Source organism: Ruegeria sp. BF8 (assembly GCF_056538625.1).
Genome location: NZ_JBQFTL010000003.1, coordinates 272,739 through 292,791, shown reverse-complemented (window position 1 = coordinate 292,791; position 20,053 = coordinate 272,739). Strand labels below are relative to the sequence as shown.

Annotated in this window: 18 protein-coding genes; 6 read left to right on the top strand and 12 right to left on the bottom strand. The window is 63.9% G+C overall.

Features of this window, described 5'->3' with window-relative positions:
- The first annotated feature begins 33 nt into the window (after nucleotides 1–33).
- Entirely contained in the window at nucleotides 34–597 is a 564-nt protein-coding gene (thpR, locus tag ACR0LD_RS12000; RefSeq protein ID WP_170364647.1) for an RNA 2',3'-cyclic phosphodiesterase, read from the top strand.
- On the opposite strand, the gene ACR0LD_RS11995 is transcribed toward thpR, so the two are convergent.
- The 3 genes from ACR0LD_RS11995 to betB all read right to left on the bottom strand — a co-directional run bounded on the left by ACR0LD_RS11995 (nucleotide 570) and on the right by betB (nucleotide 5,966).
- Entirely contained in the window at nucleotides 570–1,928 is a 1,359-nt protein-coding gene (locus tag ACR0LD_RS11995; protein WP_480637124.1) for an MmgE/PrpD family protein, read from the bottom strand. The two genes, thpR and ACR0LD_RS11995, sit on opposite strands and share 28 nt — an antisense overlap.
- On the bottom strand, nucleotides 1,925–4,369 hold the full coding sequence (locus ACR0LD_RS11990; RefSeq protein ID WP_480637122.1) for a GcvT family protein: 2,445 nt from the start codon (nucleotides 4,367–4,369) through the stop codon (nucleotides 1,925–1,927). The genes ACR0LD_RS11995 and ACR0LD_RS11990 overlap by 4 nt, the downstream gene beginning before the upstream one ends.
- A 142-nt stretch (nucleotides 4,370–4,511) precedes the next feature.
- The gene (betB, locus tag ACR0LD_RS11985) at nucleotides 4,512–5,966 is read right to left on the bottom strand and encodes a betaine-aldehyde dehydrogenase (protein WP_480637120.1); all 1,455 of its coding nucleotides are present in this window, start codon (nucleotides 5,964–5,966) and stop codon (nucleotides 4,512–4,514) included.
- 186 nt (nucleotides 5,967–6,152) lie between these two features.
- On the opposite strand from betB, the gene ACR0LD_RS11980 reads away from it, so the two are divergent.
- Nucleotides 6,153–6,482, top strand: coding sequence for a hypothetical protein (locus ACR0LD_RS11980; RefSeq protein WP_170364639.1), 330 nt, complete (start codon nucleotides 6,153–6,155; stop codon nucleotides 6,480–6,482).
- A 19-nt stretch (nucleotides 6,483–6,501) separates the two neighbouring features.
- On the opposite strand, the gene ACR0LD_RS11975 is transcribed toward ACR0LD_RS11980, so the two are convergent.
- Nucleotides 6,502–7,020 (bottom strand): potassium channel family protein, encoded by a 519-nt coding sequence (locus tag ACR0LD_RS11975; protein WP_170364636.1) that lies wholly within the window; start codon nucleotides 7,018–7,020, stop codon nucleotides 6,502–6,504.
- Nucleotides 7,021–7,099: 79 nt separating this feature from the next.
- On the bottom strand, nucleotides 7,100–8,005 hold the full coding sequence (gene trhO, locus ACR0LD_RS11970) for an oxygen-dependent tRNA uridine(34) hydroxylase TrhO (protein ID WP_480637119.1): 906 nt from the start codon (nucleotides 8,003–8,005) through the stop codon (nucleotides 7,100–7,102).
- Nucleotides 8,006–8,101: 96 nt separating this feature from the next.
- Between trhO and pncA the strand changes: the two genes are divergently transcribed.
- Nucleotides 8,102–8,695, top strand: coding sequence for a bifunctional nicotinamidase/pyrazinamidase (pncA, locus tag ACR0LD_RS11965; RefSeq protein ID WP_480637118.1), 594 nt, complete (start codon nucleotides 8,102–8,104; stop codon nucleotides 8,693–8,695).
- 4 nt (nucleotides 8,696–8,699) lie between these two features.
- Here the strand turns inward: pncA and ACR0LD_RS11960 are convergent, their stop codons facing one another.
- Nucleotides 8,700–9,233: a hypothetical protein gene (locus ACR0LD_RS11960; protein WP_170391289.1), complete on the bottom strand. Its 534-nt coding sequence runs from the start codon at nucleotides 9,231–9,233 to the stop codon at nucleotides 8,700–8,702.
- A gap of 166 nt (nucleotides 9,234–9,399) precedes the next feature.
- On the opposite strand from ACR0LD_RS11960, the gene pncB reads away from it, so the two are divergent.
- Complete coding sequence (gene pncB, locus ACR0LD_RS11955) at nucleotides 9,400–10,692, top strand: nicotinate phosphoribosyltransferase (RefSeq protein WP_480637116.1); 1,293 nt, start codon at nucleotides 9,400–9,402, stop codon at nucleotides 10,690–10,692.
- 6 nt (nucleotides 10,693–10,698) lie between these two features.
- Here the strand turns inward: pncB and ACR0LD_RS11950 are convergent, their stop codons facing one another.
- From ACR0LD_RS11950 to ACR0LD_RS11925, 6 genes are read right to left on the bottom strand one after another with little or no spacing between them, the layout of a single operon-like run.
- A complete protein-coding gene (locus ACR0LD_RS11950) occupies nucleotides 10,699–12,144 on the bottom strand; it encodes an aldehyde dehydrogenase family protein (protein WP_480637114.1) in 1,446 nt (481 codons plus the stop codon).
- Between the two features lie 34 nt (nucleotides 12,145–12,178).
- A complete protein-coding gene (locus ACR0LD_RS11945; protein ID WP_480637112.1) occupies nucleotides 12,179–13,777 on the bottom strand; it encodes an ABC transporter ATP-binding protein in 1,599 nt (532 codons plus the stop codon).
- Nucleotides 13,774–14,589 carry an ABC transporter permease gene (locus ACR0LD_RS11940; RefSeq protein WP_170341884.1) on the bottom strand — a complete coding sequence of 272 codons (816 nt, stop codon included), beginning with the start codon at nucleotides 14,587–14,589 and terminating at the stop codon, nucleotides 13,774–13,776. Before ACR0LD_RS11940 ends, ACR0LD_RS11945 begins: the two co-directional genes overlap by 4 nt.
- On the bottom strand, nucleotides 14,586–15,533 hold the full coding sequence (locus ACR0LD_RS11935; protein WP_170360460.1) for an ABC transporter permease: 948 nt from the start codon (nucleotides 15,531–15,533) through the stop codon (nucleotides 14,586–14,588). Before ACR0LD_RS11935 ends, ACR0LD_RS11940 begins: the two co-directional genes overlap by 4 nt.
- Nucleotides 15,534–15,582: 49 nt before the next feature.
- On the bottom strand, nucleotides 15,583–16,644 hold the full coding sequence (locus ACR0LD_RS11930; protein WP_170444018.1) for a ligand-gated ion channel: 1,062 nt from the start codon (nucleotides 16,642–16,644) through the stop codon (nucleotides 15,583–15,585).
- 53 nt (nucleotides 16,645–16,697) lie between these two features.
- Nucleotides 16,698–18,185, bottom strand: a complete 1,488-nt coding sequence (locus ACR0LD_RS11925) for an ABC transporter substrate-binding protein (protein WP_480637110.1) — start codon at nucleotides 18,183–18,185, stop codon at nucleotides 16,698–16,700.
- Nucleotides 18,186–18,356: 171 nt separating this feature from the next.
- Here ACR0LD_RS11925 and panB point away from each other — a divergent pair, with 171 nt between their 5' ends.
- Both panB and panC read left to right on the top strand, forming a co-directional pair.
- Nucleotides 18,357–19,196: a 3-methyl-2-oxobutanoate hydroxymethyltransferase gene (gene panB, locus ACR0LD_RS11920; RefSeq protein ID WP_480637108.1), complete on the top strand. Its 840-nt coding sequence runs from the start codon at nucleotides 18,357–18,359 to the stop codon at nucleotides 19,194–19,196.
- Nucleotides 19,193–20,044: a pantoate--beta-alanine ligase gene (panC, locus tag ACR0LD_RS11915; RefSeq protein WP_480637106.1), complete on the top strand. Its 852-nt coding sequence runs from the start codon at nucleotides 19,193–19,195 to the stop codon at nucleotides 20,042–20,044. Before panB ends, panC begins: the two co-directional genes overlap by 4 nt.
- The last annotated feature ends 9 nt before the right edge of the window (nucleotides 20,045–20,053 follow it).

Below are 20,053 nucleotides of genomic sequence, written 5' to 3'. Positions count from 1 at the left end.
CAAATTCAACCTTATCCAGGTCAGGGGCAACGGATGTCCGAAGCGCTCATTCGATGTTTTGTCGCCATTCCCGTATCTTCCGAAATCGCCCAGATATGCGCCGACGTCGCTCGCGCAGCACATTGCGGTCGAAGTTTGCCTGCTGAAAACCTTCATCTGACGCTGGCTTTCCTGGGCGACCAGACCCGAAACGCCTTGATCGAATTGAATGATCACCTCGAAGCGCTGAAGCGCCCGGCCTTTTCCATCAGACTGTCCGGGCTGGGCAGTTTCGGAAACTCGCTGCACATGGTGGTAGAGCCCGATCCCGAACTCCTGCGCCTGCATGAAAGCGTCCTGCAGTGCATTAGGCGGGCCGGGCTGACGCTGCGACGCCGCCGCTTTCGACCGCATATCACCATAGTTCGGGGTATTGAATCGTCTCTAAACAAGGCCATTTTGCATATCCTAGTTCCCCAGGCCACCATGGTGGTGACCCAGTTCAACCTGAACTCTTCGACACTTCGGCCGGACGGGGCACGATATGAAACGCTGTCGACCTATCCTCTGCAGCTGCAAGGTTGGTCCGGTCAGGCTGACGACTTCGCCGACCGGTAGAGAGGCTGCACCATGTCACTAAACCGGGTGCCGTGATCGGTAAGGTTCAAAACCGCCCTGCTCAGATTCTTGGCAGCAGACTCTCCGATTTCCGGAGAAGAAAACTCGACAAACTTGTCGATGACGTCCTGTCGCGACATCGGAGACTCAGGCCCGCCCCCGGCATGGATGTCGCCCGAGCGGAAAACGCGACCGTCATGCGTCGTTACCTGAACGTCGGCCCAGCGCCCGGCGGGAAAGCGGGAATTATGGCGGTCCGACTCGGATACGGTGATGCGGCTCAGGAAATCGGCGACCATCGGATCGGACAATCCATCGCCGCTGATGTGCTCGACCCCGATCCGCCCGTGTACCGCAAAAGTCGAGACGGCAAATGGCAGCGAGTATTGCGCCTGCGAAGTCGTCTCGGGCATCCCCGAATACAGTTGAACTGCTTCGTGAAAACTGTGGATCTCGACGCGGGCGATCTGGTCATGGGTCAGACCGTGCGAGTTCATCACCATGCGCAGCCCGTCGATGGCGGCATGGGCCCAGCGGCAGATCGGATAGGGTTTCACATATTGACGTTCCATCTGCCAAAACGTTCCGAGGTCCTGCCAATAGGGTGCGGCGCGGTCCTCCTCGATGGTGATGGCGGGGGCGCCGGTAAAGCCGCGCTCGGCCAGAATTGCCGCCGACATGCCCACCAGCGCGCCCCAGCCTGAGCCGTCATGCAGCATGGTGGGGTTGGCAATCTCGCGCATCATCTGGCTGCGAGGGCCGTGATATTCGGCAATACCAAGGCCTTGGCGCAACTGGTCCGGTGAATGGCCCCGCAAGCGGGCCGCCATGGCAACCACGCCCAGTGCGTTCCACGCCCCCGAGGTGTGATAGTCGCTGACGGTGGCGTGCAGCGCGATACCTGCGCGGCCCGCAATTTCATAGCCGGTGATGACGGCAGCCAGCGCATCGGGTCCGGACAGGTCAGGGCAATGCTCGGCCAATGCGCACAGCGCGGGCACGACCACCACGCCGATATGCCCCTTGGTCGGGTTGTAGCCGTCGTGCCCGTCTAGGTTGTCGGTCTGCGTGGCGGCCGCGTAGGCCGCGCCCGCCAGACTGACCCGGCGTCCGTCGCACAGCATCCGCGCCGAGAACGCATGATCGGTCGTTCCGTACAGAAGTGCGGCAGTGTCGCGGGCGATCACGCCGGCCTCCATCGGGGTCGAAGCGATCACGATGCCCAAAGTATCCAGCAGCATCAGGGCTGCCGCTTCGCGCGCGCTGTCGGGCATCTGGTCCGCCGGGCGGTTCAGAACAAACTCGGCAACGCGGGCGAAGGTTTCGGTCACCTGGCGCCCTCCATCGCCGGTTTTTGGTCTCGCAGGCGCAGGCCCTTTGGGTCGAACGGAGGCGCATGCAGGATCCGCGCCCTGTGCGGCTTGCCCAGGATAAAGACATGCACCTCGTCACCCGGCTGGGCCACGGCTGGGTTGGCGTATCCGATGGCCAGCGACTTGCCGACCGTATAGCCATAGGCGCCCGAAGTGACGCGCCCCACGGGCGTACCATCTGGGGTAAAGATCGGCTCGCCCCCGCTGGCATCGGCATCGTGGGTGACATCGACCTCGAAAATCGACAGCACCTCGCGCGCGGGATTGTCCTTGATCGCCAGCCAGGCCGCCTTGTGCAGAAAATCCTTGTCTGGCTTGATCAACCCATCCAGACCGACCTCGTGCGGCCAGTACTCCTGCGAATACTCGCGCCCCCATGAGCCATAGCCTTTTTCGATCCGCAACGCGCCCAGAGCCCGGCTGCCGACCGGTCCACCACCGCAGGCGCGGGCAGCATCCAGAAGCGCTGTATAGAGTCTGATCTGGTCCTCTTCGGCGCAGTGCAGCTCCCACCCCAGATCGCCGGTGAAGCTGACGCGGATGGCAAGGCAGGTGACCCCGGCAACCTCGATCGTGGCCGAGCGCATGAAGCGGAACGCCTCATTCGAGAGGTCGGCGTTGGTCAGCCGTTGCAAGGCCTCGCGCGATTTCGGGCCGGCGATGTTGAAGCCCGCGATGCGGTTGGTGGCAACGTCGAAGGTGGTGCCCTCGGGCAGGTCCACCATGTTGAAGAACCTCTGGTGATAGCGTTCGGCCATGCCCGAGCCGATCATCATGTATTCGTCTTGGGCCGTTTTGGTGATGGTGAAATCGCCCGCCACGCCGCCACGCACGGAAATAAGCGGGGTCAGGCAAGACCGCCCCACCTCGGTCGGCACCCGGTTGGCCACCAGCCGGTCGAGCCAGTCATGGGCGCCCGGCCCCTTGATGACGTAGTTGGCAAAGTTCGAGATGTCGATCACGCCCACGCTTTCACGCAGCATCCGGGCCTCGTGCCCCACCGGTTCGAACCAGCTCTGGCGGGTAAAGCCGGTGGTCTCGACCGTCCCGGGCCGGTCGGCGAACCACAGCGGGTGTTCCCAGCCGCAGTTGAGGCCGAAGACCGCGCCCATCTGGTGCTGCATTTCATAGGCCGGCCGCACGCGAGCGGGGCGGCCGGCGCTGCGTTCCTCGTTCGGGAAATGGATGGCGAAGCGGTGGGAATATTGGTCGGCGACCCGCGCCTTGGTGAAGTTCTTGCCGGCCCAGTCGCCGAACCGCGCCAGATCCCAGGCAAACATGTCGTATTGCGGCTCGCCCTCGATCATCCATTGCGCAGCCAACAGCCCCAGCCCGCCCGATTGCGAGAAGCCGGGGATGATGCCGGTGCAGCAGAAATAGTTGCACAGCTCGGGCACCGGCCCCCAGATGGCGTTGGAGTCCGGCGACCAGATCATCGGGCCGTTGATCACCCGTTTCACGCCTGCGGTGGCGGCCACCGGCACACGCTCGGTCGCGCGGATCACGTTTTCCATGATCCGGTCCAGATCGTCGGGAAACAGGTCATGGGCGAAATCCAGCGGCGTGCCATCCTCGGCCCAGAACCGCATGTCCTTCTCGTAGGCGCCGATCAGCAGCCCGTTGCCTTCCTGCCGGAAGTAATACTCGCCGTCGCGGTCGGCGATCGAGGGCAGACGGCGGCCAAGGGCGGCAACCTCGTCAATCGCCTCGGTTACGAAATACTGGTGCTCGGTCGGTTGCAGCGGCAGTTCCAGTCCCGCCAGCGCGGCCACCTCACGCCCCCACAACCCGGCGGCGTTGACCACCCATTGCGTATGGATGTCGCCCTTTTCCGTGCGCACGATCCACGAGCCGTCGGGCTGCTGTTCAGTCCCTGTTACGGGGCAAAACCGCTGAATCTCGGCCCCCAGCGCCCGCGCGCCGGCGGCATAGGCATGGGTCACGCCCGAGGGGTCCACGTTGCCGCCGTCGGGTTCATACATGATGCAGCGGATGTCATCGAACTGCGCCAGCGGGTGCAGCTCCATCGCCTGTTCGCGGCTGATCTCATGGAAGTTCAAGCCGTAGAACCGCGCCTTGGCCTCTTGCAGGCGCAACTGGTGCTCGCGCGCTTCGGTCTGGGCGAGATACAGCGATCCCGGCTGGAACACGCCGCAGCCCTGCCCGGTTTCCTGCTCCAGCTGCTTGTACAGGTTCATCGTGTAGTGCTGGATGCGCGTTACGTTGTTGTTGTCGTGCAGCCCGTGGATGTTGGCCGCAGCGTGCCACGTTGAACCGCTGGTCAGTTCGTCCCGCTCCAGCAGGATCACGTCGGTCCAGCCCAGCTTGGCAAGATGGTAGAGGATCGAACAACCGACCAGGCCCCCTCCGATCACGACGGCCTGTGCATGGGTTCTCATTGGGCTTTTCTCCTGACTGGCGGGGGCGCGTCACCCCTCTGCCTCAGAAGTCAGCCACAGTGTGTGGACACCGTATGCTCTGTTCCCGACCCCAAATGTCGGGAACAGGGCAAGTTGGGCCGGAATCCCGATTTGGGAACGTCTAGTAGGGTGCCTCGACGTCATTCATCGAGACATAGACGGTTTTCATTTCCGAATAGTGGTTGATCGCCAGCTTCGAATTCTCGCGCCCGACGCCTGACATTTTCGACCCGCCGAACGGGGCCTCGACCGGGGCCAGGTTGTAGGTGTTGATGTAGCAGGTGCCCGCCTCGAACCCTGCCACCACGCGATGGGCGCGGGTCAGGTCGTTGGTGAACACGCCGGCGGCCAGGCCGAACTCGGTGGCGTTGGCACGGGCCATCACCTCGTCTTCGGTTTCGAAATCCAGCACCGACATGACGGGGCCGAAGATCTCCTCGCGGGCGATGGTCATGTCGTCGGTCACGTCGGCAAAGACAGTGGGCTGAATGTAGTAGCCCGGAAGATCCAGCCGCGCGCCACCATGGACCAGCCGCGCGCCCTCGGCCTTGCCCTTCTCGATATAGCCCAGAACGATGTTCATCTGGGCCTCGCTGACCATCGGCCCGAAATTCACGGCCTCATCCATCGGGTCGCCGATCTTCACATTGGCAAGGCGTTCGGTCAGACGGCTCAGGAAGGCCTCTTTGATACCCTTCTGCACGAAGACGCGCGTACCGTTGGAACAGACCTGACCGGATGAGTAGAAATTGCCCAGGATCGCACCCGAGACGGCGTTTTCGATGTCGGCATCGTCGAACACGATCAGGGGCGACTTGCCGCCCAGTTCCATCGTGACGTGTTTCATGCCCTCGGCCGCGGCGGCATAGACCTTGCGGCCCGTGGGCACCGAGCCGGTCAGCGACACCTTGGCCACGCGCGGGTCGGTGACCAGCGCGGCGCCCACATCGCCATAGCCCTGAACCACGTTGTAGATGCCCTTGGGCGCGCCGGATTCGATCAGGATCTCGGCCACTTTCAACGCCGACAAAGGGGTGGTTTCCGAGGGTTTGAACACCATCGCATTGCCGCAGGCCAGCGCCGGGGCGCCCTTCCAGCAGGCGATCTGGGTCGGGTAGTTCCACGCGCCGATGCCAACGCAGACGCCCAGCGCCTCGCGGATGGTATAGACGAAGTCGCCGCCGCCCAACCGGATATGCTCACCGGTCAGGGACCCGGCCAGCCCGCCGAAATATTCCAACGCATCCGCGCCCGAGGTCGCATCGGCCACCAGCGTTTCCTGCAACGGCTTGCCGGTGTCATGGGTTTCCAGGATCGACAGCTCGCGGTTGCGCTCGCGCATGATGTCGGCGGCGCGGCGCAGGACGCGGCCGCGCTCGGTCCCGGTCATCGCCGCCCAGGCCTTTTGCGCGCGCTTTGCGCTTGTTAGAGCCTGTTCGATGATCTGCGGCGTCGCCGAATGCAAGCGGGCGATGACCTCGCCCGTAGCTGGATAGATCACGTCGATCGGGATGCCTGCGGTGTCTTCGACATATTCGCCATCAATAAAGTGGCTGGCCTTGGGCTGAACTTTCATCGCGGATCCTTTTTACTCGGGCCCCGGGGAACCGGTGCCGGTCGGTTTCATCCGCAGGTAATGATTATTGATTGATCAGTCAATAAAGCACTGCTTTGGGCGAATTCTTGCCAACAAAAAAAGGGGGCCTCTTGAAAAAAATGGTTAATGTTCCATTTCTGTTCTACATGATCGGAGGATCACCAGATGGAACAGTCATTGCGCAAAACCACCCCGATGGGGCCGACCAACGACTACCACATTCTGCCCGTCACGGACCGTCAGATGCGCTATGCGCGCGCGATCGCCCAGCAGTCCGCGTTGGAGATTCCGGTCGAGGCGCAGCGCGACCGGCGATCCATGTCCGATTGGATCTCGGCGCACAAGCCGCACGATCCCTCCCCTTTTGCCGACTACCCGACGGGCAAACAGGTGGCCTTTGCCGAGCGGATCTCGCGCACCAAACGACGCCCGATCCCCAGCGAGTGCTTCCGCGACAAACGCGCGATGTCGCGATGGATTGATCAGAACAAGTGAAGAAATGGGGCCGGCGGGCTCAGGCGTCTTTGTCATGGCGATGGCGATGCGACCGACCATACAGCCCTACGGCCGCTGCCACGAACAGGCCCAGTAGAATATAGCCGGTAATCGCCTCAGCCACGGCAAGGGCGCGGCACACGCCAACTGGCCGCAAGTCACCAAAACCAACCGTCGTGAAGGTAACATACGAGAAATACAGGACATCCGCCGGACCGCGGGCGCCTTCAACGCACAGATCGTAGTACCCGTATGACCCGTAGACTGCAGCGAACAGGAACGGCACGACCTGGATGAAGGAAATCCCCATCAGCAGCAACTGCCGCTTGGGCGAGCGCACAAGCGCAATGTAGTACCAGGTTTGCGAGAACAGCCAAATCGCCAACCCGATGGTGGCTGCAGCTCCGATCGTGTCGCCGGCGGCGGATTCGGTCAGGTGTGAAAGGATGTACCAAGCCAGAGCGCTTAGCATGACAAGGCCCATCGCTGCGATCAGCGTGGGCTTCCAATCCTGCAATGTGGTTGGATCATGCGCCATCGTCCCCCTCCCAAGCACGGGTACCGGCCATTTTTTAACGCCGGGCGCATCATCGCAAGCTTTTTTGCGGGATTCGAAGCTATTGGCCGCCGATATGCTCTTCGCCCCGCGCCCTTGCCAGCATGATCTGTTTCTGCCGTTCGCGGAACCGGGCCTTGTCGGCCTCGGACGTCTCGTGGATGCATTGGTGGCAGGACACGCCGTGCTCGTATTCGGGGCGCTCCATGTCCTGGGGCAGGATCGGGTGGCGGCAGCCATGACACAGCTGGTGCGGTCCCTCGGCCAACCCGTGCCCTACGGAAACGCGATTGTCGAACACGAAGCACTCGCCCTTCCAGGTGCTGTCCTCGGGCGGGACCTCCTCGAGATAGCGCAGGATGCCGCCCTTCAGGTGATAGACATCCTCGACCCCCTGCCCCAGCAGATAGTTGGTGGATTTCTCGCAGCGGATGCCGCCTGTGCAGAACATGGCGACGCGCTTGTTGTGGAACCGGTCCTTGTTATGCTCCCACCAGGTAGGAAAATCGCGGAAACTGGCCGTTTTAGGGTCGATTGCGCCGTCGAACGTGCCGATCGACACCTCATAATCATTGCGCGTATCGATCACCACCACATCATCCGAACGGATCAGATCGTTCCAGTCCTGCGGCTCGACATAGTGGCCGGTGCGGGCGCGCGGATCGACATCCGGCTGGCCCATGGTCACGATCTCTTTCTTCAGGCGCACCTTCATCTTTCCAAAAGGCGGCTGGCTGGCGGTGGCCTCTTTCCATTCCAGATCGGCGCAGCCCGGCAGCGCCCGGATATGCGCCAGAGCCGCGTCGATCCCGGCGCGTGGGCCGGCGATGGTGCCGTTGATGCCCTCATGCGCCAGCAGCAGCGTGCCCTTGACCGACTGCGCGCGGCACAGCTCCAGCAGCGGCGCGCGCAGGGCGTCCGGGTCGGCAAAACGGGTAAAGTGATACAGTGCTGCGATCGTGTACATGGCCGCGATCTAATGCGCGGCCCCCCGCAACGCAAGAGACCGCATTGACGACCCCCGCCCGCCCCCCTACCGATAGGACACGCAAAGGAGGCCGCCATGACCCATGCCCTGATCGTGATCGATGTCCAGAACGATTTCTGCCCCGGCGGCGCGCTGGCGGTTCCCAGCGGGGATGAGATCGTTGCCCCGATCAACGCCATGATGCCCGATTTCGATGCGGTGATCCTGACGCAGGACTGGCACCCGGCGGGTCATTCCTCGTTCGCGTCATCCCATCCGGGCAAGGCGCCTTATGACGTGGTCGAGATGCCCTATGGCCCGCAGGTCCTGTGGCCCGACCATTGCGTTCAGGGCACGCCCGGCGCCGAATTCCACCCCGACCTGCGTACCGATGCCGACCTGATCCTGCGCAAAGGTTTTCGCAGCGCGATCGACAGCTATTCGGCCTTCTTCGAAAACGACCGCACCACGCCCACCGGGCTGGAAGGCTATCTGCGCAACCGCGGGATCGACCGGCTGACGCTGGTGGGCCTGGCGACCGATTTCTGCGTGCATTATTCAGCTGTGGATGCGGCCCGGCTGGGGTTTGACGTGACCGTCAGAACCGACGCCTGCCGGGCGATCGATCTGGATGGATCGCTCGCAGCGGCGGAACAGGCCATGCGCGACACGGGTGTTACGTTGGCCTAGCGATTCAGGGCGTCGCTCCCGCCGCAGCCAGGTATTTCAGCAGGACGAACACGATCACCGCAAGGCCAAGGGCGAAGCCAATGCGCCCAGGCACGGTTCTTCGGTCAGGTTTTGCGGGCGCAGGTGTGGCCGGTTGCGGGCGGCGCACCGGATCGCGGCGTTTGATGCCGATCCCAGGCTGCGCGCTGCGAACATGGCGCAGAAAGTCGCGCAGATCGAATTCACCGCAATACTGGCCGCGCAATCCCGTGGCCCGAATATTTGCAAACAGCTGGCGCAGGATCTTTTCGCGGGCCGCGGCGTCTTCGGGCGGATAGAAACCACGCGATTCACCACTGCCGTGGCTGTCCAGAATGAACCCGGCATCCACGAACACCTGACGCAGCTTCGGTGACGCCCCCCTCAGAGCATCGGCCGTCTTCACGTCGCGAAAACGCGCACAGACCGTTGCGGTTTTCGGCTCGGTCTTAGCCGACGAACCGCAATCGCCCCCATCTTTTGCAATCGTTACAATATCAAAGTCGTAAGCCAGACCCATTCAACCAACTACTACCTTCTCGTACCATCCCACCGTTTAACTAGACCGCGAAAAGAACAGACATTATGCCCGCATTATGGCCTGTCCTTGGCATTGTTACCAAATCCGCGACTCTTGCCATTCACCGCCCCGATTGATCTAACAACGGAAATGGCAGGAGTTCCCCATGGTCGACATCGCGACCCGTGTCTACAATCACAAATGGAAGATCGACCCGATTGTCCGGTCTTTGATCGACACAGACTTCTACAAACTGCTGATGTGCCAGTCAGTGTTTCGAAACCGACCTCAAACAACGGTCGAGTTTTCCTTGATCAACCGGTCGAATCACGTCCCCCTGGCCAATCTGATCGACGAGGGCGAGTTGCGCGAACAGCTGGATCACATCCGCTCGCTCAGCCTCAGCCGGGGTGAAAGCACCTGGCTGCGAGGCAATACATTCTACGGCAAACGCCAGATGTTCCGCCCCGATTTCATGGAATGGTTCGAGAATCTGCGCCTGCCGCCCTATCACCTCGAACGCCGCGGCGATCAGTACGAGCTGACATTCGAAGGCAAATGGCACGAGGTCATGCTGTGGGAAATCCCGGCGCTGGCGGTGCTGATGGAGCTGCGCTCGCGCGCGGTTTTGAACGACATGCGCCGGTTCGAACTTCAGATTCTCTATGCCCGCGCCATGACCCGTGTCTGGGAAAAGATCGAAACGCTGCGCGGCATTCCCGGTTTGGGCATCGCAGATTTCGGAACCCGGCGGCGGCATTCCTTCCTGTGGCAGGACTGGTGCGTGCAGGCGATGATCGAAGGGCTGGGCCCAGCGTTTACCGGCACGTCGAACTGCCTGATCGCCATGCGGCGCGAGGTCGAGGCGATCGGCACCAATGCACATGAACTGCCGATGGTCTATTCGGCGCTGGCCGAAACCGACGAAGAACTGGCCCGCGCGCCCTATGACGTGCTGAGCGACTGGCATGACGAACATGATGGCAACCTGCGGATCATCCTGCCCGACACCTATGGCACCAAGGGGTTTCTGGACCGCGCGCCCGACTGGCTGGCCGGATGGACCGGCATCCGCATCGACAGCGGCGATCCGGCCAAGGGCGCCGAGATCGCCATCGACTGGTGGAAATCGCGCGGCGAGGATCCCAGCCAGAAGCGGATCATTTTCTCGGACGGGCTCGACGTGGACAAGATCCGCGAATTGCATGGCCAATTCGCGGGCCGGGTGAAGGTCTCGTTCGGGTGGGGCACATTGCTGACCAACGATTTCCGCGGGCTGGTGCCGGGGGATGCGCTGGCGCCGTTCTCGCTGGTGTGCAAGGCGGTCTCGGCCAATGGGCGTCCGACGGTGAAACTTTCGGACAACCCCGAAAAGGCGATGGGGCCGAAAGACGAGATCGAGCGCTACAAGCGCGTCTTTGGCGTAGGGGAACAAGAAGCGATCGAAGTGATCGTCTAGCCCGGCTCAGCCGTGATGGGCGGCCACGGTTTTCAACTGGGAAAAACCGTACAGCGCCTCGAACCCCTTTTCTCGGCCATGGCCCGATTTGCCGACCCCGCCGAACGGCAGCTCGACCCCGCCGCCCGCGCCGTAATTGTTGATGAACACCTGCCCCGCGCGCAGCCGTTTGGCCAGCCGCATCTGCCGCGCGCCGTCCCGCGTCCAGACCCCGGCCACCAGCCCGTAATCGGTGCCGTTGGCGATTTGAATGGCCTGCTCCTCGGTGTCGAATGGGATCAGGACCTGCACCGGGCCAAAGATTTCCTTCTGCGCCAGCGGATGATCGGGCGGCACGTCACCAAACAGCGTCGGGCGCACATAGGCCCCGCCCGGCGGCGCGTGATCCACGATCCGGCCCTGTGCTGCGATCTCAAGATCAGCCCCCTGCGCCAGAAACCCGGTCACGATCTGTTTCTGCCGGTCCGAAATCAGCGGCCCGACCCGCAGATCCTCGGTCGCGGGGCCGACGGTCAGGTCGGCATAGGCGGCAGCCATGCGCGCTTTGACCTCGGCATAGACCCCGCGCTGCACCAGAACGCGCGACCCGGCCGAGCAGGTCTGACCCGCGTTCTGGATGCCCGCATTCACCAGAAACGGCAGCGCGGCCTGCAAATCGGCATCATCGAACACCAATTGCGGAGATTTCCCGCCCAGTTCCAGCGTCACCGGCACCACGTTGCTTCCGGCCGCCTGCTGCACCAGCGCACCCGTCGCCACGGACCCGGTGAACGAGATATGATGCACACCCGGATGCGCCGACAGGGCCGCGCCCGCCTCGGACCCGATGCCGGACACCACGTTCAGCGCCCCCGGCGGCAGGCCGGCCTCGGTGGCCAGATGGGCAAAGGCCAGTGCTGTCAGACAGGCCTCTTCGGCCGGTTTCAGAACGCAGGCATTGCCCATGGCCAGCGCCGCCCCGACCGAGCGGCCGATGATCTGCATCGGGTAGTTCCACGGCACGATATGGCCGGTCACGCCATGCGGCTCGCGCAGGGTATAGACGGTGTAGCCGTCCAGATAGGGGATGGTCTGACCCATCACCTTGTCCGCCGCACCGCCGTAGAATTCGCAATACCGCGCCAGCGCCAGTGCGTCGGCGCGCGCCTGGGTCAGCGGTTTGCCAACGTCCAACGCTTCGAGCAGCGCAAGCTCTTCGGTCCTGTCCCGCACCAACTGCCCCAGCCGGGTCAGGATGCGGCCCCGCTCCAGCGCGGTCGTCCTGCCCCAGTCACCGTCCAGCGCCGCCTGCGCGGCCTGCACGGCGGCATCGATCTGCGGCGCCCCACCGCGCGCAATCCGGCACAGCGGCGTGCCGTCGGACGGGTTGGTCAGATCAAGCGTGTCGTCGGTTGCGACCCAATCGCCGCCGATCAGGCACAGGGTGGGGTCAAACCAGATGGGATTTAGCATATCTGCCTCCAAAATAGGCTCTAACAATGGGATTTCATGCTGCGCCCTGCCCGATCTCGGGCAATTTCGGCACGGCTTGGATCAGGGATTGCGTATAGGGGTGCTGCGGGTCCGCGAACACGCGCTCGGTCTCGCCCTGCTCGACGATCCGGCCTGCTTGCATCACCATCACCCGGTCGGTGATGGTGCGCACCACGCTCAGGTCATGGCTGATGAACAGGTAGGTCAGGTCATAGGCCGCACACAGCTCGGCCAGCAGGTCGAGGATCTGCGCCCGCACGGACACGTCGAGTGCCGAGACGGCTTCGTCGAACAGGATCAGCTCGGGCCGGATGATCAGGGCGCGGGCGATGGCGATGCGCTGGCGCTGCCCGCCCGAGAATTCGTGGATGTATTTCCCCGCATCGTCCGGCGAGAGGCCTACGGCGGTCAGCATCTCGGCGATCCGATGCTGCCGTTCGGACCCGGTGGGCGGCGTTCCCAGCAGGTGAAAAGGCTCGGTGATCAGGCGGGCGACACGGTGGCGGGGGTTGAAGCTGCCGAACGGGTCCTGGAACACCACCTGCATCTTGCGGCGCACGGCCAGATTGGGTTTGCGACCGGTGAACACTGGCAGGCCGCCCAGCAGGATCTGCCCGCCCTGAACCTCCTCAAGCCCCAAAACAGCCCGTGTCAGGGTCGATTTTCCGCAGCCGGACTCGCCCACAAGTCCAAGGCGCTCGCCCCGGTTCAGCGTGAAACTGACGTGATCCACGGCCCGGTGATGGCCGGGCTTCTCAAACAACCGCGTGCGCGGCAGGCGATAGTCGCGCACCACGTTGCGGACCTCGAGCAGCGGCGCGGGCGCGGGCGGAGCAGGTAATGCGACCCGGTGGCCCGAGGCCTGAAACAGCATCCGCGTATAGGGATGCTGCATGTGGCGCAGCAGGTGGTCGGTGGCCCCGGTTTCGACCACCCGCCCCTTCTGCATCACCACGATCCGGTCGGCCATGTCGGCCACCACCGCCAGATCGTGGGTGATCATCAGCAGGCCCATGCCGTATTCCGTGACCAGCCCTCGCAGCAGATCGAGGATTTGCGCCTGCGTGGTCACGTCCAGCGCAGTTGTCGGCTCGTCCGCGATCAGCAGCCGGGGACGCAGCGCGATGGCCATGGCGATCACCACCCGCTGCCGCTGCCCGCCCGACAGTTCGTGCGGATAGCGCGACAGGGGAAAGCGATCAGGCGGAAGGCCGACGCGGGTCAGAACCTCTTGGCCGCGCGCGCGGGCGGCGTCGGCGGGCATGGCCTTGTGGATCAGGATGGTCTCCATCACCTGATCACCGATGGTCTTCACCGGATTGAGGGCCGTCATCGGCTCCTGAAACACCATCCCGACGGCCGCGCCGCGCAGGCGGCACATCTCGTCCTCGGGGCTGTTCAGAACCTCGTGCCCGTCAAGGCGGACCGAGCCGCTGGCCACGGCCCCTGCGGGCAGCAACTGCATCACCGCCAGTGCCGACATCGACTTGCCCGAGCCGCTCTCACCGGTGACGGCCACGATCTGCCCGGGGTCGATGGACAGGCTGACCTGGTCCAGAACAGGGACCCCGTGGATCGACAGCGACAGGTTATGGATTTCCAGCAGGCTCATGCGCGGGCCACCCGGATGCGAGGGTCAAGCCAATCGCGCAGCCCGTCGCCCAGCAGGTTCAGCCCCAGCACCGTCACGATGATCGCCAGCCCCGGAATCAGAGCCAAATGCGGGGCAAAACTGACCATCGTCTGCGCATCCGCCAGCATCCGGCCCCAGCTGGGCGTGGGTGGCTGCGCACCGAGGCCGACATAGGACAGCCCCGCTTCGGCCAGAATACCAAGGCTGAACTGGATGGTGCCCTGCACGATCAGCAAATTGGCGACGTTGGGCAGGATGTGCTCGGCCGAAATCCGCGCCGCGCCCTTGCCCGCGACACGGGCGGCCAGGATGAACTCGCGCTCCCACAGGGACAGCGCCGCGCCGCGGGTGATGCGGGCAAAGACGGGGATGTTGAAGATGCCGATGGCGATGATCGCGTTCACCGCACCGGGACCGAAGACGGCGGTGATCAGGATGGCGATGACCAGCGAGGGGAAGGCAAAGACCAGATCGTTGCCGCGCATGATCAGCTCGTCCAGCCACGACCCCTTGCGCGCCGCGGCCGTCAGACCCAGCGGCACGCCCAGCGCCATGCCGATGCCCACCGCCACCAGAGCCACCGCGATCGAGGTGCGCGCGCCGACCATGATCATCGAGAATATATCGCGCCCGAAATGATCGGTACCGAACCAGTGCTGCGCATTGGGCGGCTGCAATTTGTCGGGGATGTTCAGCGCGGCGTGGTCATAGGGTGTCCAGACGAAGGACAGCAGCGCCATCAGCACCACCACCGAGGACAGCGCCGCCCCCAGAATCAGAGACCGGCTCATGTGCGGCTCCGCAACCGGGGGTCGACCGCGGCATAGGCCAGATCGACCAGGAAATTCACCGTGATGACCGCAAAGACCAGCAGCATCACCACCGACTCCACCACGATCAGGTCCCGCGCCGAGATCGCCTGGAACACCAGCCGCCCCAACCCGGGCAGATAGAAGACCTGCTCTATGATGATCGATCCGGCCAGCAGGAAGGAAAACTGCAGCCCGATGATGGTCAACACCGGGATCAGCGCGTTGCGCACCCCGTGCCGCCACAGCGCCTGACGGCGCGACAGGCCCTTGGCGCGGGCGGTGCGCATAAAATCCTCACCCAGAATGTCCAGCAGTGCCGAGCGCATGACCCGCGACAGAATCGCCGCCTGTGGCAGAGCCAGCGCAATCGCCGGCAAGGTCAGCGAGTGCAGCCCGGCCCACAGGCCAGTGTCCCACCCCGCGAACCCGCCCGCGTTGAACCAGCGCAGATTGATTGCGAAGATCAGCACCAGCATCATCGCAAACCAGAAGTTCGGCACCGCTATGCCCAGCTGCGTGGCTCCCATCACCGCCAGATCGCCCGGTTTCCCCCGGCGCGCGGCGGCGAAGATACCGACCGGAAAGGCGATCAACGTCGACAGTGTCAGCGCATAGAGCGCCAGCGGCAGCGACACCCACAGCCGGTCGGCCACCATCTGCGCCACCGGCGTGCGATAGGTGTACGAGGTGCCGAAATCTCCGGCCAGCATGCCGCTGACCCAGTTCAGGTAGCGCTGCGGCCGTGACACGTCCAAGCCCAGCTCGGCGCGCAGGGCAGCCAGCGTTTCGGGCTGGGCGTTCACCCCCAGCATGAACGAGGCCGGATCCCCTGGCGCCACCTCGATCACCGCGAAGATGACCACCGAGGCGGCGGCCAGGCTGAGTGCCAGCGAAATCAGACGTTTGAGCGCATATCGGAGCATTGCCGCCACGTTAGGCCGGGATTGGCCGCCGGTCCAGCGGCACAGCGCGTCAGGACTGCATCAGAAACGCCCAGACCGCGTAGCCCACGATCGCGGCATAGCCCAGCGGATAGATCCACTTGATCGCGTAGTTGTCCAGCTTGCGCGCCGTGTCCTCGCGCCCCGAGACCTTGAGCCGCCGCAGCATCACGTTGAACACCACCAGCGCCCCGGTCATCAGGAACATGCATTGCAGGATGAAATCCAGAAAGGTCAGATAGCCCAGCTTGGGCAGATCGGCCGAGATCGCCCAGTTGAAGGCGACAAAGACCAGCAGGTTGGCCCCGGCGATGTCGATCCGCTTGCGGTATTCGTCCAGAAAGAACAGCGCCCAGCCGACCAGAACCAGCACCAGCATCGGCAGGAACACCCGAATGACATAATAGGTCAGGTGGCGCTTGCCCTGAAAGACCAGCGACACCTGATCGCTTTCATTGCCCGACAGGCCGGTCGTGGTCGAGGCCAGCATACGGGCATTGCCCAGAATCCACTCCTCTTCGCCCAGCGTGTCGCCCAGCCCCGAAAACTGGTCCAGCGCGTAGTAATGCACGAAGTCGGACGGAAAGACCGAGACGACCTCGAAATGGAACTCCTGCGTGTCGAAGGGGAACCTGAGGAAGTTGAAATGCGGCGCCTGCAGCGTCAGCGAGGATTTCTCGACAAACGTCACATGCCCATCATAGCGCAGGGCGGCCGCGGATTCGTGCACCCAGCGGTTGGATTGCTGGTTGTGGATGACGAAGGCCGGAACCACCGCATCCCGTGTGGCTGCATGCCGCACGAAGGCCGGCGGATCGAACACGCGGAAATCGCGGCCCAGCTCATCCGGATCGAACGCCAGGGCCGGATCGCTCCATTCAAACCGCAGCACGACCACGGCGCCATAGTTCTCGGCCTTCTGATCGACCGAGGTGATCTGGTCGATCTTGATGCCGACGCCGACCTCGACCGGGTTCTCCGGGGTGCCCAACAGCGCGCTGTGGCCATCCTGAAACAACCCTTGCGCACCCAAAGGCCCCGACAGGGTCAGGGCGACCATGAAGAAAAACACCGAAACCAGGCAACGTGTCATCTGAAACAGACCCTAATATGGGGAAACAGGCCCGCCGGGCGGACCCGTAAGGCTCATTCCGCCCAGCTGATCGCGGTCAGGTCGATGGCCGCCGTGGGCGCGTTTTCCCACAGGCCCTGAACCCCGGCCTTGGCCACGCCCAGTTTGGCAAGTTGGAACAGATAGGCGTTGACGTAATCCTCGGCGATCATGCGCTGCGCCTCACCCATAAGGCGGGTGCGTTCATCGGGGTCGGTGGTGGCGTTCAGCGTCGCCATCAGGGCCTGGAAGTCCGGGTTGTCATATTGGAAGTAGTAATCCGGCCGGGCATAGATGCCAATGTCCATCGGCTCGGTATGGCTGACGATGGTCAGGGCGAAATCCTTGCCCTTGAACACGGTTTCCAGCCACTGCGCCCATTCCACGTTGATGATCTCGGCCTTGATCCCGACCTCGGCCAGCTGCGCGGCCACGATCTCGCCCCCGCGGCGGGCGTAGGAGGGCGGCGGCAGGTGCAGCGTAGTTTCGAACCCGTCTGCGAACCCGGCCTCGGCCAGCAGGGCGCGGGCCTTGTCCGGGTCATGCGCCGAATTGCCGGTCAGATCGACATAGGCCGGGTTGTGCGGTGCGAAATGCGTGCCGATCGGCGTGCCATAGCCGAACATCGCGCCGTCGATAATCGCTTGACGGTCGATCGCATGGGCCAGCGCCTGCCGCACCTGCACGTCGTCAAAGGGCGGCTTCTTGTTGTTGGTCGCCAGAATGGTCTCGCCCTCGGTCGAACCGACGAGCACCTGGAATCGCGGGTCGGCCTCGAACTGCGGCAGGTTCTCGGGGGCGGGGAAATTGTCGAACACGTCCACGTCCTCGGCCATCATCGCGGCGAAGGCGGCGGTGGGGTCCGAGATGAACTTGAACGTGGCTTTCTCCAGCGCGGGTTGATCGCCCCAGTAGTCCGGGTTGCGCTCCAAGGTGATGCGGTCGCCCTGGACCCATTCGGCGAACTTGTAGGCACCGGTGCCCACCGGGTTGGTCTTGATGCCCTCGATGCTTTCGGGCGCCACGATCACCGCGTCGCCCCAGGCCAGGTTGAACAGAAAATTGCCGTTGGGTTCCGCCAGAGTGATTCTGACGGTCAGCGGGTCCACGACCTCAACGCTTTCGATCCCGGCGAACAGGGCCTTCTGCGCATTGGCGCTGTCCTCGGCGGTGGCGCGGTCGAGGCTGAACTTCACGTCCTCGGCATCCATCGTGGTGCCATCGTGAAAGGTGACGCCATCGTGCAGCGTGAAGGTATAGACCTTTCCGTCCTCGGAAATCTCCCAGCTTTCGGCCAGCCCCGGCACGACCGAGCCATCGCCCATGAACCGGGTCAGCCCTTCGAACACGTTGGTGTAGACGACCGAATCGATGGCTTGTGCGGCGGCGCTGGTCGGGTCCAGATGCGGCGGCTCCAGCTGCATGGCGATTGTGATGTCCGACCGGGCCATGGCCTGCGAGGCGAGAAGCCCCACGCCCAGCGCCATGGCGCCGGCAAAGGTGCGAAAGAACGGCTTGGTCATGTAAATTCCCTCCCAGAATGTGCGGATGGGCGGCGGATGACGCGGCCCTGACGGAATCAATGTCCCTGCAAACCTTGGGTCATTCAAGGAAATGTTCGCGCAACCGGGGTTTCTCTGGCCCCTGCCGATCTGCTATGCCGCGCTGCAACATGAACCCCGCGAGGAGCGAGCATGAGCGCCACCGCCCGCAAGACAGCCCCGAATGCCGAGGATATCCGCGCCCGCAAAGGGGGCGATCCGCTGGTCAGCCTGACCGCCTATACCACGCCGATGGCCCGGCTGATGGACCCCCATTGCGATTTCGTCCTGGTGGGTGACAGCGTGGGCATGGTGCTGCACGGGCTGAGCTCGACCCTGGGCGTGACGATGGAGATGATGATCCTGCACGGGCAGGCCGTGGCGCGCGGGCTGGAGACGGCGATGATGGTCATCGACATGCCCTTTGCCAGCTATGAAGAAAGCCCTGCGCAGGCCTTCCGCAACGCGGCCCGGCTGATGGCCGAGACCGGCGCCGGCGCGGTCAAGCTGGAAGGCGGGGTCGAGATGGCCGAGACGATCCGCTTTTTGGTCAAGCGCGGCATCCCGGTGATGGCGCATGTGGGTCTGACGCCGCAATCGATCAACACGCTGGGCGGCTATAAGGTGCAGGGCCGCGACGAACAGGCCGAGACGGTGCTGGCCGACGCCCGCGCCGTGGCCGAGGCCGGGGCGTTTTCGGTCGTGCTCGAGAAGGTTCCGCAGGGACTGGCCGACCGGATCACCGCCGAGCTGCCCATCCCTACCATCGGCATTGGAGCCTCGGCCGGCTGTGACGGTCAGATCCTGGTGGTTGACGACATGTTGGGCTTTTTCACGGCCTTCAAACCGAAATTCGTCAAACGCTATGCCGATCTGGGCCCGCTGGCCGAGGCCGCCATCGCCGAATACGCCGCCGAGGTGCACGCCCGCACCTTCCCCGCGGCCGAGCATGTGTTTGCCGATCAGGCCCCTGCCAAGGGGGGCAAGGCATGACCGCGCCCATCCTGCGCACCCTTTCGGAGCTACGCGCCAAGACCCGGGCCTGGCGCCGGGCGGGCCAGACCATCGGCGTGGTGCCCACCATGGGCGCGCTGCATCAGGGGCACCTGTCGCTGGCACAGGCGGCGCGGGCCGATTGCGACCGGGTGATCGTGACGATCTTCGTCAATCCCAAGCAGTTCAACAACCCCGAGGATCTGGCCAAGTACCCGCGCACCGAGCAGGACGACGCGGCCAAGCTGGCGCCGCTGGGGGTCGATGCGATCTATGTCCCCGACCCGGACCAGATCTATGCGGACGGGTTCGTCACCACCGTGTCCGTCGCCGGCCTGACCGACGTAATGGAGGGCGAATTCCGCCCCGGACATTTCGACGGCGTGGCAACCGTCGTGGCAAAACTGTTCCTGCAGACGCAGGCAGACAGAGCCTATTTCGGCGAAAAGGACTATCAGCAGTTGATGGTCGTGCAGCGCATGGCCCGCGATCTGGACATCCCGATCGAGGTGATCGGCTGCCCCACCGTGCGCGAGCCCTCGGGGCTGGCGATGTCCTCGCGCAATCTGCGCCTGTCGGACCAGGGGCTGGCTACCGGGGCGCGGATGCATGCGGTGATGCAGGACATGGCCGGGCAGTTGGCGCAGGGCGTCGCGTTCGCCGATCTGGTGGGGCCGGCCCGCGACACGCTGCTGGCGGCGGGCTTTTCCGAGGTGGAATATATCGACCTGCGCTGCGCCGAAACGCTTGCGCCGCTGACCGCCGCCACCCGCCCCGCGCGCCTGTTCGCCACCGCCTGGCTGGAAGGCGTGCGCCTGATCGACAATACCGACGTGCCTTTGGCCTGAAACTGGGGT

Excerpts from the sequence above, each read along its gene's own strand:
- thpR (WP_170364647.1), top strand. The coding sequence starts at position 34 with ATGTCCGAAGCGCTCATTCGATGTTTTGTCGCCATTCCCGTATCTTCC.
- ACR0LD_RS11990 (WP_480637122.1), bottom strand. The coding sequence starts at position 4,369 with ATGAGAACCCATGCACAGGCCGTCGTGATCGGAGGGGGCCTGGTCGGT.
- betB (WP_480637120.1), bottom strand. The coding sequence starts at position 5,966 with ATGAAAGTTCAGCCCAAGGCCAGCCACTTTATTGATGGCGAATATGTC.
- ACR0LD_RS11980 (WP_170364639.1), top strand. The coding sequence starts at position 6,153 with ATGGAACAGTCATTGCGCAAAACCACCCCGATGGGGCCGACCAACGAC.
- ACR0LD_RS11975 (WP_170364636.1), bottom strand. The coding sequence starts at position 7,020 with ATGGCGCATGATCCAACCACATTGCAGGATTGGAAGCCCACGCTGATC.
- trhO (WP_480637119.1), bottom strand. The coding sequence starts at position 8,005 with ATGTACACGATCGCAGCACTGTATCACTTTACCCGTTTTGCCGACCCG.
- pncA (WP_480637118.1), top strand. The coding sequence starts at position 8,102 with ATGACCCATGCCCTGATCGTGATCGATGTCCAGAACGATTTCTGCCCC.
- ACR0LD_RS11960 (WP_170391289.1), bottom strand. The coding sequence starts at position 9,233 with ATGGGTCTGGCTTACGACTTTGATATTGTAACGATTGCAAAAGATGGG.
- pncB (WP_480637116.1), top strand. The coding sequence starts at position 9,400 with ATGGTCGACATCGCGACCCGTGTCTACAATCACAAATGGAAGATCGAC.
- ACR0LD_RS11950 (WP_480637114.1), bottom strand. The coding sequence starts at position 12,144 with ATGCTAAATCCCATCTGGTTTGACCCCACCCTGTGCCTGATCGGCGGC.
- ACR0LD_RS11945 (WP_480637112.1), bottom strand. The coding sequence starts at position 13,777 with ATGAGCCTGCTGGAAATCCATAACCTGTCGCTGTCGATCCACGGGGTC.
- ACR0LD_RS11940 (WP_170341884.1), bottom strand. The coding sequence starts at position 14,589 with ATGAGCCGGTCTCTGATTCTGGGGGCGGCGCTGTCCTCGGTGGTGGTG.
- ACR0LD_RS11935 (WP_170360460.1), bottom strand. The coding sequence starts at position 15,533 with ATGCTCCGATATGCGCTCAAACGTCTGATTTCGCTGGCACTCAGCCTG.
- ACR0LD_RS11930 (WP_170444018.1), bottom strand. The coding sequence starts at position 16,644 with ATGACACGTTGCCTGGTTTCGGTGTTTTTCTTCATGGTCGCCCTGACC.
- ACR0LD_RS11925 (WP_480637110.1), bottom strand. The coding sequence starts at position 18,185 with ATGACCAAGCCGTTCTTTCGCACCTTTGCCGGCGCCATGGCGCTGGGC.
- panB (WP_480637108.1), top strand. The coding sequence starts at position 18,357 with ATGAGCGCCACCGCCCGCAAGACAGCCCCGAATGCCGAGGATATCCGC.
- panC (WP_480637106.1), top strand. The coding sequence starts at position 19,193 with ATGACCGCGCCCATCCTGCGCACCCTTTCGGAGCTACGCGCCAAGACC.